Source organism: Labrys miyagiensis (assembly GCF_030160835.1).
In the GTDB taxonomy this organism is placed as follows: domain Bacteria; phylum Pseudomonadota; class Alphaproteobacteria; order Rhizobiales; family Labraceae; genus Labrys; species Labrys miyagiensis.
This window is the reverse complement of sequence record NZ_BSPC01000037.1, coordinates 1-12298: the sequence shown is the minus strand read 5'-3', so window position 1 is coordinate 12298 and position 12298 is coordinate 1. Positions and strand designations below refer to the sequence as shown.

Genomic DNA, 12298 nt, shown 5'->3' with positions numbered 1-12298 from the left:
GCGCTCTCAGGAGAAGAAATCAATATTGTACCCGGATACAATAAGCGGGCTTTGGCAGCACGCTTCGAGATTCCGTCAAATCGTTAAAATTTCAATTGACGAAAGGTATTATATTGGTAGTGTCCACCAACTCCACTCACTGGCACGGTTTCGCACGACATGAGCGGCCCCCGCACCGAAGAAGCAAGCGACCTGTACCGCGATATCGACACCCTGTCGGGGGTCGACGTGCTTTCGCTCATCGCAGCGACGCAGCGCGAAGCAATTGACGCTGTCGCGAATGCGGTTCCTGAACTGGCTGGTGCTGCCGAAGCGATCGCCAGCGGTATGCGCCGCGGCGGCCGACTCGTTTACGCCGGAGCAGGATCATCGGGGCTTCTGGCCCAAGTCGACGCGCTGGAGCTGCCAGGGACCTATGGCATCGATCCCGAGCAGATTGTCGTGCTGCTCGCCGGTGGCCGAGAAGCCATGTTCGACATTCCCTCGAAAGCCGAGGATGATGGCGACATGGCCGCGCAAGAGGTCGCGGCATTGGGTCTGACGAGCGCCGATTGCCTTGTCGGAATTTCGGCCAGCGGCAGCACACCCTATGTCGTTTCGGCCCTGCGTTGTGCCCGGCACGCCGGCGCGCTGACAGTCGGCATCGCTTCCAATCCCGAAACGCCGCTGCTCCAGAACGCCGATCATCCGGTCTTGTTGGCGACGCCGCCGGAGGTGATCGCCGGCTCGACACGCATGAATGCCGGGACGGCGCAGAAATGCGCTCTCAACATGTTGTCGACCCTGATTGCCATCCGCTTGGGCCACACCTTCCGCGGTCTCATGGTCAACATGCAGGCGGATAACGAGAAATTGCGCCGTCGCGCCGTTGCCGTCGTTGCCGGCGCCGCGGATGTCGACGCTGCCGCGGCGCGAGAGGCGCTGAAACGAGCACATGGTTCGGTCAAGCCGGCCATCCTCCTGGCAGCCGGAGCAAAGAGCCTCGAAAAGGCGGAAGCCTTTTTGAAAAGTCGCGGCGGGGATGTGCGGGATGCCCTTGCAGCCCTCGCGGCGGACGACAGCAAGGCGGATCCAACCGCCGTGACCAACCACAGGAGAACATGATGACATCAAGCTTCAAGAGGCTTGTGCTTGCATCCGCCAGTGCTGCGGCACTATTTTCGGTCAGCCACGCCTTCGCCCAGTCTACATTGACGGTCGAAAGCTGGCGCAATGACGACCTGCAAATCTGGAATGAAAAGATCATCCCGGCATTCAACAAGGTCCATCCGGAGATCAAGGTCGTATTCCAGCCGACAGCCCCGACTGAATACAACGCAGCTCTCAATTCCAAGCTCGACGCAGGTACTGCTGGCGATATCATTGCCTGCCGCCCCTTCGACGCCTCATTGCAGCTTTTCCAAAAGGGATTGCTTGCGTCCGTCAATGACATTCCCGGCATCGACAAATTCTCCCCAGTAGCCAAGGCCGGTTGGTCGACCGACGACGGCAAGACCACGTTCTGCGTGCCGGTTGCCTCCGTCATCCACGGCTTCATCTACAACAAGGAAGCTTTCGACAAGGTTGGCATCAAGCCGCCGGCGACCGAGGATGAATTCTTCGCCGACCTTGACAAGCTCAAGGCCGACGGCACCTACACCCCGATGGATCTGGGAACCAAGGACCAGTGGGAAGCCGCGACCATGGGCTACCAGAATATCGGGCCGAACTATTGGCATGGCGAAGAGGGGCGCTTGGCCCTGATCTCGGGCAAGGAGAAGCTGACCGACCCCCAATGGGTCGAGCCCTACAAGGTACTCGCCCGGTGGGCGACCTACCTCGGTGATGGCTACAAGGCCCAGGCCTATCCCGACAGCCAGAACCTGTTTTCACTCGGCCGTGCCGCGATCTATCCGGCGGGATCTTGGGATATCGCCCAGTTCAACAGCCAGGCTCAATTCAAGATGGGCGCCTTTCCACCTCCAGTGAAGAAGGTGGGCGACACCTGCTATATCTCTGACCATGTCGATATCGCCCTTGGCATCAACGCAAAGTCGAAGAATCAGGACGCTGCCAAGACTTTCCTCACCTGGGTGGCTTCCTCCGAGTTCGCTTCGATCTATTCGAATGCACTGCCCGGCTTCTTCAGCCTACAGCCGGGCAAGGTCGACCTAACGGACGACCTCGCCAAGGAATTCGTGTCCTGGCGGAGCACCTGCAAATCGACCATCCGCTCAACCTATCAGATCCTGTCGCGCGGTACGCCCAATCTCGAGAACGAGACGTGGAACGTTTCGGCCAACGTCGTCAACGGCACCGAAACGCCTGATGATGCCGCCAAGAAGCTCCAGGCCGGGCTGGACAGCTGGTACAAGCCTGCCAAGTAAAACAAAATGCGGCCAAAGCTTTCTCCGGCGAAAGCCGGAGAGGGCGGTCTCGCAGGATGAGCCAGAAGGAGGGAGCCTGATAGTCCCTTCCATCAAGGCGGCGTCGCGCAAGAGACCAAAGTCTTTTTGCCATTTGCTTGAAACGATGCGCCGACTTTGCACAGCAAATAAAATTGCTGCGGAAAGCCGTCTGCTGCCGCGCTTCGTGCATAAGGCGTCTTGTGCCTTAATTCATCGCATTATCCGGGAGCCGATCCATGTCAGATGTCGAGACGATGCGCCGCCCTCGGCGCTGGCATATCGCCGTGTTCCTGGCGCCGGCGGTCCTGGTCTATACCGCCATCATGATCATTCCGCTGGCCGATACCTTGCGCCTGGCCTTCTATCGCTCGATTGACGGTCAGCAGGCTTTAGCCGGGTTCGACAACTTCCGGACTTTGTTCTTCGATCCACGCTGGTCGGCCAGCTTCTGGAATGCCCTGAAGAACAACGTCATCTTCTTCATCATCCATATGTGCCTGCAGAACCCGATCGGTGTGGTGCTGGCCGCGATTCTTTCCGTGCCGAAACTGCGTGGCCGCAGCTTCTATCGCACCGCGATCTTCCTGCCGACCATGTTGTCTTTCGTTATTGTAGGCTTCACCTGGAAGCTGATTTTAAGCCCGTTATGGGGGGTGACGCCGAACATATTGGGCTGGGTCGGCCTCAAATGGATGTTCGGACCGTGGCTGGGCCAGGAAAGCTCCGCCCTTGTCACCTTGGCGCTTGTTTCGGTCTGGCAATATGTCGGCGTTCCGATGATGCTGATCTACGCTGCTATGCTGTCGATCCCGGAGGAGGTGATCGAGGCTGCCGAACTCGACGGCATCACCGGTTTTTCCCAATTCCGCAAAATCAAATTGCCCCTGATCCTGCCGTCGATCGGAATCATCTCGATCCTGACCTTCGTGGGCAATTTCAATGCTTTCGACCTAATCTACACGGCACAGGGCGCGCTCGCAGGGCCGAATTTCGCCACCGACATTCTCGGCACCTTTCTCTACCGGACCTTCTTCGGATTTCAGCTTCAGCTCGGCGACCAGAACATGGGTGCAGCCATCGCCACCATGATGTTCCTCATCATTCTCAGCGGCGTGATGATTTATCTCTTCTTCGTGCAGCGGCGCATGCGTCGCTACCAGTTCTGAGACCAGCCATCATGAATCGTGCCCGCTCTTCCCCACTCAATACCGCCCTCATGCACCTGGTTCTCGGCGGCTACACCTTCCTGTGCCTAGCCCCGATCATCCTCGTGGTGATGAATTCGATGAAGGCGCGCAACGCGATCTTCGCGACGCCGCTGCTGCCGCCCACGCCCAGGACCTTTGACCTCATCGGCTATTTTACGGTGATCGGGCAGGGAGACTTCCTGTTCTATTTCGGCAACAGCCTGATCGTCACAATTGGCTCGATCTTCTTCGTGCTGCTGTTCGGGGCCATGGCCGCCTTCGGCCTGTCGGAATACCGCTTTCGCGGCAATACGCTGTTGGGCCTGTATATGGCGCTGGGCATCATGATCCCAATCCGGCTGGGCACGATCGCAATCCTCAATCTGATGGTCGCCGCCAGGCTCGTGAACACCCACCTGGCATTGATCCTGGTGTACACAGCGCAGGGCCTGCCGCTGGCGATCTTCATTCTTCAGGAGTTCATGCATCAGGTTTCGCATGATCTGAAGAATGCCGCGCGCATCGATGGCCTTTCCGAATACGCCATTTTTTTCAAACTCGTCCTGCCGCTGATCCGGCCAGCTCTTGCGACGGTTGCCGTCTTCACGATGATCCCGATCTGGAATGACCTTTGGTTCCCGCTCATTCTCGCGCCGGGCGAGGCAACCAAAACGGTGACGCTCGGAGCCCAAGTCTTCATCGGTCAATATGTCACCAACTGGAATGCTGTGCTGGCGGCGCTCAGCCTCGCAATCTTGCCGGTGCTGGTGCTCTACCTCCTGTTCTCTCGCCAGCTTATCCGCGGCATCACTGCTGGAGCCGTCAAATGAGCAAAGCTATTCGCGTCGCAGTCATCGGCCTTGGGCAAATGGGCATGAGCCACGCGCTGGCCTATCACTCCAATCCAGGCTTTGAGATCGTTGGCCTTGGCAACAGAACCATTAATGAACTGCCGCCGGAGCTTGCTGCTTATCCGCGCTACAGTTCCTTCGATGAACTCCTGGCACTCAAGCCCGATCTGGTCTCGATCAACACCTATACTGACAGCCATGCCGGCTTCGCCATCCAAGCCATGGAAGCAGGCGCCGATGTCTTTGTCGAAAAGCCGCTGGCGCCCACGGTCGAAGATGCCCGGCGTGTCGTGGAGGCGGCACAGCGCACTGGGCGCAAGCTGGTGATCGGCTATATTCTGCGCCACCATCCGTCCTGGATGGAATTCATCCGGCTCGCTCGAGACATGGGGCCGCCCTTCGTGATGCGCATGAATCTCAACCAGCAGTCTTCGGGGCCTGCCTGGCAGATCCACAAGCGCTTGATGGACTCGACTTCGCCGGTGGTCGACTGCGGTGTGCATTATCTCGATGTGATGCTGCAAATCACCGATGCCAGGCCGATCCAGGTGCGGGGCATGGGTGTGCGCCTCTCAGACGAGATTGCATCGGACCAGGTCAATTTCGGCCACTTGCAGGTGCTGTTCGAAGATGGCTCGATTGGTTGGTACGAAGCAGGCTGGGGCCCGATGATCTCCGAGACCGCCTTCTTCGTGAAGGATGTGATGAGCCCAAAGGGCGCGGTCTCCATCGTGATGAGTGAAAACGCCAAATCCGATGACATCGATACCCACACCAAGACGTCGATCCTCCGCATCCACAATGCCGCTCTTCGTCCCGATGGCGGTTTCGCCAATCCGGACCGCCTTGTCTCGATGCAGGACGAGCCCGGTCATCAGGCGTTATGCGAGCGGGAACAGGCCTTCGTGATGCGTGCCATCACAGAAAATCTCGATCTCACCCGCCACATGAACGATGCGGTGCGCTCGCTGGAGGTTGTACTTGCCGCCGATCGTTCCATGCGCGAACGCCGCGCCATAGATCTATAAGGACACATAATGGGTTCGCTGGACCTCAAATCGATCAAGAAATCGTTCGGCCCCATGGATGTCATCAAGGGCGTCGATCTCAATGTGGCGCATGGCGAGTTCGTGGTGTTTGTCGGCCCATCGGGCTGCGGCAAGTCCACCTTGCTGCGCATCATCGCGGGGCTGGAGGAACAGACCTCCGGCGATATTGCCATCGATGGAAGGACAGTGAATGTCACTCCGCCAGCCAAGCGGGGCATCGCAATGGTGTTCCAGTCTTATGCGCTTTATCCGCATCTGACGGTGGAGAAGAACATGGGGCTGGCCCTCCAACAGGAGGGCGTAGCCAAAGGCGAGATCGAAACGCGCGTGGCGAAGGCGGCAGCGTTGCTGCGTCTCGAAGCCCTGTTGCAGCGCCGCCCAGCGGAACTGTCGGGCGGGCAGCGCCAGCGCGTCGCCATTGGTCGCGCAATTGTACGCCAGCCGAGCCTGTTTCTATTCGATGAACCCCTGTCCAATCTCGATGCGGCCCTGCGCGTCGGCACCCGCATCGAGATCGCCAAGCTCCATCGCCAGCTCGGCGCTACCATGGTCTACGTTACCCATGACCAAATCGAAGCGATGACGTTGGCAGACAAGATCGTTGTGCTCAATGCCGGGCTGATCGAGCAGGTCGGTGCGCCGCTCGAGCTTTACAACAGCCCTGCCAATCTGTTCGTGGCCGGGTTCATTGGCTCGCCGACTATGAATTTCATCGCGGGCGAAACGGCTGTGCGTGCCAATGCCACCATGATCGGCATCCGGCCCGAGCATATAGATCTGCGGTCCGACGGACCGTGGCACGGCGTGCTCGGCCATGCCGAACATCTGGGTGCCGATACCATGCTCTATCTGGAGTCACCGGACCTGGGGAGCCTGACCATCCGTATTGATGGCGATGTGCCGGTGACGATCGGCGAGACGCTGCGTTTTGGTCCCCAAAACGACAAGATCCATCGCTTTGACGGAGCAGGTAAGCGCATTCAGTCGTAGCAGGGGTGCCGATCTCCACTGGCAGCTTTTGCGCACGCTCTGTCAGAGCAAATTGCCGAAGGTCGCGGCGTAGGATAGGGAGCGAGGATGGCCGCCCCCAAGCTCAATCCGTTTCGCTATTTCAATTCGTCGCCAGAGGTCATCCGCCTGGCGGTAACGATGTAGGTGCGTTATCCCTTGCCTTTGAGGAATGTTGTGGATCTGCTGCATGAACGGGGAAGGGCCTATCGAGGTATTGGATGGACGGGTGCTTAGGACGACGCCAGAGAGAAGCGGTCAGTAAGGTCTTGCCTGGTGCACGTTATTGGTATGACTGCCCCACTCTGATAACCTCATCGTATGGACAAGAAGCAAGATATCGTCGAGCGACTACGCAATCTCGCATTTGAAGTCGACGACCGGCCGGTGGAAGAGATCGAAACAGCCTTGCTGGAGGCCGCACAGGCAATCGTGATTTTGCGGGATCTGGTTGGTTTACAAGACCAAATTATACTCGAAGACGCCGAGCCTCAGGGGCGAGCCTGATAGCAACCGGGGCGCTTATGCGGCGTCGATGCCGCTTGGTACCGCTGGCGGGTGCGTAAGGTCAAAGAAGCGGACGTTTCCGTTCAAGAGTTTTCAATCTAGCGTAGCTATCTGCGACCACTCAACGCGTCTCTTACCGCGACAATCCTTGAGATAAGAATGTCAAGCTGGTCCGCATCGAAATCAATGCTAGCGAGTGACTTGTCTTGGCCAAAGATAGTTATCGTCGCCAACGTTAGGTCTGGACTTGCAGTCACCGAAATATAATCTTTCGGCTTATCTGATATTTCCTCAACCGAGCTAACCGCCGCTGCAATAATGGACTCGGCAGGCGAATTATTTTGTGCAGAATTCATAGGATAATTCTCCACACATTGAGGATCCACAGGGACGATACTAAAAACCAACAGAAAGTGATACCAATGCATACCTCTTTGGCCAAGTGTATAGCACTGCGCATCGTCGCACCAGCCATAGTCAAAGAACCGCCACCGCGGCTTTGATCTGGCAGCCAAAAAAGGTCAAATGGTACGACAATCACGGTCGCCCTGTTGCAACGCGCCTCGGATCGGACCGACCGGGGGGTCTTTGGCAACGGGCGGCCTGGTCGGAGCGACCATGCAGAAGAAGGGCAGCGCTGGTAGCTGAAGTAGCGGGAGACAATCGTTGCGTTTCAGACGATGGCCGGCACTGGCCGCCGATTTTGACGCCAAGCTTGCTTCAAGCGGACTGGGGCTTCGCGAACTGGCGGCGCAGCTTGAGACGTCGCATTCAAACCTCAGCCGCCTTCGCAGCGGTGGTCACTGTTCGGCCGAATTATTTGTGGTTGTGTGTTTGTGGATGAATAAGGATCCGCGCGCTTATTTGAGCTAGTGCCCCTGGCGCTAATATGGTTCTCCCAACCTCGTGGGCAGAAGAACGCTTATTCAGAGCGGTTGTTCAGGCCTGCCCTCGGGCAAAGGTAAAAATAGGGGGCTGTTCGGCGACTTTCCCTAATTTTGGCGATCTGCCAATCACTGGTGACCTCTTTGGGCGAGAAGGGGCGAATTCTCAGAACGCCTTTTATGTCTGTTGGCGGTCGCACGCTTGACTAAGGCGCAGAGCTGAACATGAAATCGGACCGCTCCTTTGCGCTCATATACGGCATCGCCTATCTCCTTGACCGAGCGGCACTCTGTCAGTTCCGAAAGCGCGATATGGAAAAGCCGCGAACATCCCGGTCTGTTTCGCCGCGGCAGATCAGATCCGCCGTGATACAGCCGACCAGGGGACCGAGTGTGTAGCCGTTCGATGCGACGGCATTGAAGAAGCCGGGAATGCCGGGATGCTCACCTAGAATTGGGGCGCCGTCGATATTGACGTTCATCGCAGCCCAACTGCGGATGATATGAAGTTTGCGCAGGGCCGGGATGACATGTTGCGCCACCCATAGATTGCCTTCCAAACTGGCCCGTAAAGGTCTGGGAGGCACTGTCAACTTAACCGACGAGCACATCAATCTGAGCAATTTTCTTGTAGATCCCAGCTTCCACATGTTCGAGAGCGCCCGAATGAGACGTTCCAGGTGAGGGGAAATTGCCGTCCTTCGGAGCCAGACGGCTCAAGTTGACAATGCCAACCGGCCTCCCGGACATTTGGGCGCTCGCGGCGAGGTTCGGGCTTGCCAATGCCCGCCCCTGGCGTCAATCTTGCCCCGAAGAGCCGCTCAGCCGGCGCATGTCGGATAAGATTGCGTCCATAACCACCTTGGATAGGCTCGGCGCATGCCAGATGGAGTGCCACAAATGTCTAATCGATCATTGGTCTATCTTCAGGCGTTCGTTGCCGCATTTCTATTTGCGCTGGGAACAGGTTCGACAGAGGCTGCCTCTGGCGACAGCTTTGATGGCGCCTGGGTGATAGAGGGCGAGTCCTGCGCCAATGTTTTCACCATAAAGAATGGAAAAATGGACTTTGCGCAGAACCAAGGCACCGCTCTGCCCGGGGTCCTTATTAACGGAGATCAGATACATGGGCTTACGAGCACCTGCTCGATCGCGTCCCGCAAACAGAGCGCGGATACAGTCAAGCTGCGTCTGCATTGCGAATCCCAGATCATGTTCGGGGATATGACCGTGAGCATCAAAGTGAAGGATGCCGACACGATCTCCCGGGTCGATCCAGATTTTCCCGACATTGCGACGACGTATCATCGTTGCAAGTAAAGCCGAGGCCTGAGCGCTACCAAGCAGAAAATCCCCTGCACGGGGAGTGTCAGGAATTTCGTGTTGGGCGGGCATAATGGGAAAACAGTCTCAAGGGCATTGTCACGGGAACTTTGACGGTGTGAGCCGTGATGCGGTGGGGGAGGGGCATGCAGCCGATTTCCTAGGCCCTTCACCAGTTCCCGCCCGAGATCATCCGGCATGCCGTGTGGCTCTATCTGCGGTTCACCTTGAGCTACCGCGATGTCGAAGAATTGCTGGCCGAACGCGGCCTCGACGTCTCCTATGAGACGATCCGGCGATGGGTCGACAAGTTCGGATCGGCGTATGCCCGCAACCTGCGTCGGCTCGCGCCTTGAACGCATCTGACCAATGCCGGCGCACCTGCCGCGGCGTCCCTTCCAATCGATCCGAAACAGCCTCGATCATCTGGAATGTTCTGTGATCAGGCATAGCAGCAGACATAGAACCTCACTGCGAAAGCTCTTCTTCCTACCCGAATTCCACCCCTTCATCGCGCCCACCAGATGGGGCCTCCTTGGCGCTTACACGTGAATGGCAGTAGAGCCAGACCGCGTACCAAATGACTTCAGGCGGCACCTGGTGGCGGAAGTCGAAGATCGGCTCCCTACCCCGGCGCGCCTCGCACGGCCAAAGTTCTCGTGACACTGTCGCTAACAAGGTTGTGCAGATCGAATCTCGAATTAACAGTAGTAAACTAAGTCGGAATCTCTTCCTTAAATACATCGTTTGATATTAAGTACACGACGATACATTGACAATTACAGGTCCTTTGTTTCATTATTAAAGACAGTTCGACAGTTGTCCCGGTTTCTTACTCTGTTCCATCCAGACAAGGAGACCTTGCCAACAAGGTAAGTTGGAACTAAAATGTATAACTACGACGGAGGATATTGGGAGCGTCCCAATGGACACTGCCAACGTCAAAACCACAGGGCAGCTGAGGCAGGAGCCCCTAGCGTCTGGCAGTCGCGAGCTTGAATATAGGGTTATTCACGACCAGCGCCTTGCTACCATCCGCTCTTACAATGCGTGGTACGCTTTCGGTCATGTGGTAGCGCACGGCTATTTTTGGTTGATGCTACTTCTAAGCCTCGATTTGGCAAGCAGACCCTTGCTGATTGCCGCCGCCCTTATTGCTTCCTTGATCGTGTGGTTTGCCTACCGGGTCGTATTGACGATCGACCGCGGTGTCGTGGTTCTGTATCCGCGCATCATCTTTCTCGAATTAAGTCTGGGTTGCGATTTCTATCGTGACTACCTACGCAGTCGGCCCCGCGGTAACACCGAGCGTTCTTTTATCGAAAAATGCGAGCATCTCCATGCTGAATCAGCGACTGATCTGTGGGAGCAGATTCACAGCCAGTTCAGGGATCAGGATTTTCCCGCCGACCGGCGGATCACCGGCCATTTCAAGAGTGCCGCCTATTATTCCGTAGTCCTATTCTGGGTGGTTGTCGCCGCGATCCTCTTGCCTGTTTACTTTCCGTGGCAATGAACGTGACCTGGGAAGGGAAATACTACCCATGCAGTTGCGCACCTTCGCAATGGCAATCCGGATGACAGCGCTAATCGGCGCGACAATTTTTGCGCCCGTTACTGCCGCGGAAGATGTGCCGCCTGCTCCACCACCCAGCCAATCGTTGGCGCCGCTCGTCGAAAGGACTGCTCCATCGGTCGTCAACATCTTTGCCCAAAAAGTCATCCGCAATCGCTCAGCGACCCGTTATCTCGATGGCTCCGCATTCTGGCGGCTGTTCAGGGATACCCTTTTGTTTGGCTATGGGCAGGACCGTTTTGAAAGCTCGCTTGGCTCGGGCGTCATCGTGGCTGCGAACGGTGTCATCGTCACCAACTATCATGTGGTTGAAGGGGCCAGCGGAATACTTGTCGCCTTGCCTGGCGGTCAGGCTCACTCAGCGGAGGTGTTGGTTTCCGACCAGCACACCGATTTAGCTGTCCTACGGATCGACGCCGGCGGCGCGGCGTTGCCATCGATCGAGTTCGGCGACTCAGATCGTCTCAAGGCTGGCGATCGTGTGATAGCGATCGGCAATCCGTTCGGACTTGGCCAAACCGTGACGAGCGGAATCGTCTCAGCTACGGCGCGTACTTCATTCGGCGTTGGCGATTTTCGCTTCTTCATCCAGACCGACGCAGCCATCAATCCCGGCAATTCCGGCGGTGCCCTGATCGCCATGGACGGAACGCTTGTAGGCATCAACACTGCGATCTACTCAACCTCTGGGGGGTCGCAGGGGCTAGGTTTCGCAATCCCTAGCAACATGGCGCGTGGGATGGTCGACAGTGCCGTGAAAGGTAAGCCACTAGTCCGACCATGGATTGGTATCTCGAGCCGTACCATACTGCCGCAAATAGCGGAGCTGTTGGGCTTATCCTCGCTACACGGTGTTCTGGTGACAGATGTCTTCAAGGGCGGCCCTGCAGATAACGCGGGTCTCCAACAAGGTGACGTGATCCTCGCTGTCGACGAATTTCCGATTGATGATCCGCAGGCGCTGCGTTATCGCATTGCCACTCGGGAGGCCGGCAGCACGGTACAATTGACGCTCGAACGTGGCGGAGATTTCCACAAGGTTTCCGTTTCTTTGCAACGGCCACCCAATGAGCCACCCAGCAACGACACCTGGATGCCGAATCTTAGCCCTCTGCGTGGCGCGAGAGTTGCAAGCCTGTCGCCCGCATTCGCTGACGAGATTGGCGTTGACAGTGGCATTTCTGGTATCGTCGTCTTGGATGCGCGAGTGGGGGCGGGTGCATACCGTCTCGGGCTCCGGAAAGGCGACATCATCCGCGGCATCGATGGTCGGCCGGTACGTACTGTCGATGATCTGCTCGCCTTCCGCACTACTCCGTTCAAGTCCTCTCGCGTAACGCTGGAACGCGCAGGCAGCGTCTTGACGATTAGCTGGAATTAACTCTTTGACGCCTGAGCAGTTCGCCAATGTCGGCAATCAAGGGTGCGAGGAACCGCTGCCGCTGTCATTCGGCTGTGCTTGTAGAGCATAATACCAACGGCCCTAATCATTGACCGATATGGGCCCAATCACGCATTCCGATTGA

11 protein-coding genes and 2 pseudogenes are annotated in these 12298 nt (G+C 57.2%); 11 read left to right on the top strand and 2 right to left on the bottom strand.

Annotated elements, in window-relative coordinates; all coding sequences use genetic code 11:
• Window positions 1-159: 159 nt before the first annotated feature.
• The 7 genes from QQL24_RS19685 to QQL24_RS19655 all read left to right on the top strand — a co-directional run bounded on the left by QQL24_RS19685 (window position 160) and on the right by QQL24_RS19655 (window position 6989).
• Window positions 160-1104: an N-acetylmuramic acid 6-phosphate etherase gene (locus QQL24_RS19685; protein WP_284314005.1), complete on the top strand. Its 945-nt coding sequence runs from the start codon at window positions 160-162 to the stop codon at window positions 1102-1104.
• On the top strand, window positions 1104-2366 hold the full coding sequence (locus QQL24_RS19680) for an ABC transporter substrate-binding protein (protein WP_431310720.1): 1263 nt from the start codon (window positions 1104-1106) through the stop codon (window positions 2364-2366). Before QQL24_RS19685 ends, QQL24_RS19680 begins: the two co-directional genes overlap by 1 nt.
• Before the next feature lie 257 nt (window positions 2367-2623).
• A complete protein-coding gene (locus tag QQL24_RS19675; RefSeq protein ID WP_284314003.1) occupies window positions 2624-3553 on the top strand; it encodes a carbohydrate ABC transporter permease in 930 nt (309 codons plus the stop codon).
• 11 nt (window positions 3554-3564) lie between these two features.
• Window positions 3565-4404 (top strand): carbohydrate ABC transporter permease, encoded by an 840-nt coding sequence (locus QQL24_RS19670; protein WP_284314002.1) that lies wholly within the window; start codon window positions 3565-3567, stop codon window positions 4402-4404.
• Window positions 4401-5453, top strand: a complete 1053-nt coding sequence (locus QQL24_RS19665; protein ID WP_284314001.1) for a Gfo/Idh/MocA family protein — start codon at window positions 4401-4403, stop codon at window positions 5451-5453. Before QQL24_RS19670 ends, QQL24_RS19665 begins: the two co-directional genes overlap by 4 nt.
• A gap of 9 nt (window positions 5454-5462) precedes the next feature.
• On the top strand, window positions 5463-6464 hold the full coding sequence (locus QQL24_RS19660) for an ABC transporter ATP-binding protein (RefSeq protein WP_284314000.1): 1002 nt from the start codon (window positions 5463-5465) through the stop codon (window positions 6462-6464).
• Window positions 6465-6803: 339 nt separating this feature from the next.
• Entirely contained in the window at window positions 6804-6989 is a 186-nt protein-coding gene (locus QQL24_RS19655; RefSeq protein WP_284313999.1) for a hypothetical protein, read from the top strand.
• A 107-nt stretch (window positions 6990-7096) separates the two neighbouring features.
• Here the strand turns inward: QQL24_RS19655 and QQL24_RS19650 are convergent, their stop codons facing one another.
• Together QQL24_RS19650 and QQL24_RS19645 are read right to left on the bottom strand one after the other, a co-directional pair.
• Window positions 7097-7345, bottom strand: a complete 249-nt coding sequence (locus tag QQL24_RS19650) for a hypothetical protein (RefSeq protein ID WP_284313998.1) — start codon at window positions 7343-7345, stop codon at window positions 7097-7099.
• 821 nt (window positions 7346-8166) lie between these two features.
• Window positions 8167-8454: pseudogene (locus QQL24_RS19645) on the bottom strand (FAD-dependent oxidoreductase); the annotation flags it as partial.
• A gap of 319 nt (window positions 8455-8773) precedes the next feature.
• Here QQL24_RS19645 and QQL24_RS19640 point away from each other — a divergent pair.
• The 4 genes and pseudogenes from QQL24_RS19640 (at window position 8774) to QQL24_RS19625 (ending at window position 12153) form a co-directional block, all read left to right on the top strand.
• A complete protein-coding gene (locus tag QQL24_RS19640; protein ID WP_284313997.1) occupies window positions 8774-9193 on the top strand; it encodes a hypothetical protein in 420 nt (139 codons plus the stop codon).
• Between the two features lie 191 nt (window positions 9194-9384).
• Window positions 9385-9549, top strand: a pseudogene (locus tag QQL24_RS19635) (IS6 family transposase); the annotation flags it as partial.
• 572 nt (window positions 9550-10121) lie between these two features.
• The gene (locus tag QQL24_RS19630) at window positions 10122-10712 is read left to right on the top strand and encodes a hypothetical protein (RefSeq protein WP_284313996.1); all 591 of its coding nucleotides are present in this window, start codon (window positions 10122-10124) and stop codon (window positions 10710-10712) included.
• A 28-nt stretch (window positions 10713-10740) separates the two neighbouring features.
• The gene (locus QQL24_RS19625) at window positions 10741-12153 is read left to right on the top strand and encodes a Do family serine endopeptidase (RefSeq protein ID WP_284313995.1); all 1413 of its coding nucleotides are present in this window, start codon (window positions 10741-10743) and stop codon (window positions 12151-12153) included.
• The last annotated feature ends 145 nt before the right edge of the window (window positions 12154-12298 follow it).

Excerpts from the sequence above, each read along its gene's own strand:
- QQL24_RS19685 (WP_284314005.1), top strand. The coding sequence starts at position 160 with ATGAGCGGCCCCCGCACCGAAGAAGCAAGCGACCTGTACCGCGATATC.
- QQL24_RS19680 (WP_431310720.1), top strand. The coding sequence starts at position 1,104 with ATGACATCAAGCTTCAAGAGGCTTGTGCTTGCATCCGCCAGTGCTGCG.
- QQL24_RS19675 (WP_284314003.1), top strand. The coding sequence starts at position 2,624 with ATGTCAGATGTCGAGACGATGCGCCGCCCTCGGCGCTGGCATATCGCC.
- QQL24_RS19670 (WP_284314002.1), top strand. The coding sequence starts at position 3,565 with ATGAATCGTGCCCGCTCTTCCCCACTCAATACCGCCCTCATGCACCTG.
- QQL24_RS19665 (WP_284314001.1), top strand. The coding sequence starts at position 4,401 with ATGAGCAAAGCTATTCGCGTCGCAGTCATCGGCCTTGGGCAAATGGGC.
- QQL24_RS19660 (WP_284314000.1), top strand. The coding sequence starts at position 5,463 with ATGGGTTCGCTGGACCTCAAATCGATCAAGAAATCGTTCGGCCCCATG.
- QQL24_RS19655 (WP_284313999.1), top strand. The coding sequence starts at position 6,804 with ATGGACAAGAAGCAAGATATCGTCGAGCGACTACGCAATCTCGCATTT.
- QQL24_RS19650 (WP_284313998.1), bottom strand. The coding sequence starts at position 7,345 with ATGAATTCTGCACAAAATAATTCGCCTGCCGAGTCCATTATTGCAGCG.
- QQL24_RS19640 (WP_284313997.1), top strand. The coding sequence starts at position 8,774 with ATGTCTAATCGATCATTGGTCTATCTTCAGGCGTTCGTTGCCGCATTT.
- QQL24_RS19630 (WP_284313996.1), top strand. The coding sequence starts at position 10,122 with ATGGACACTGCCAACGTCAAAACCACAGGGCAGCTGAGGCAGGAGCCC.
- QQL24_RS19625 (WP_284313995.1), top strand. The coding sequence starts at position 10,741 with ATGCAGTTGCGCACCTTCGCAATGGCAATCCGGATGACAGCGCTAATC.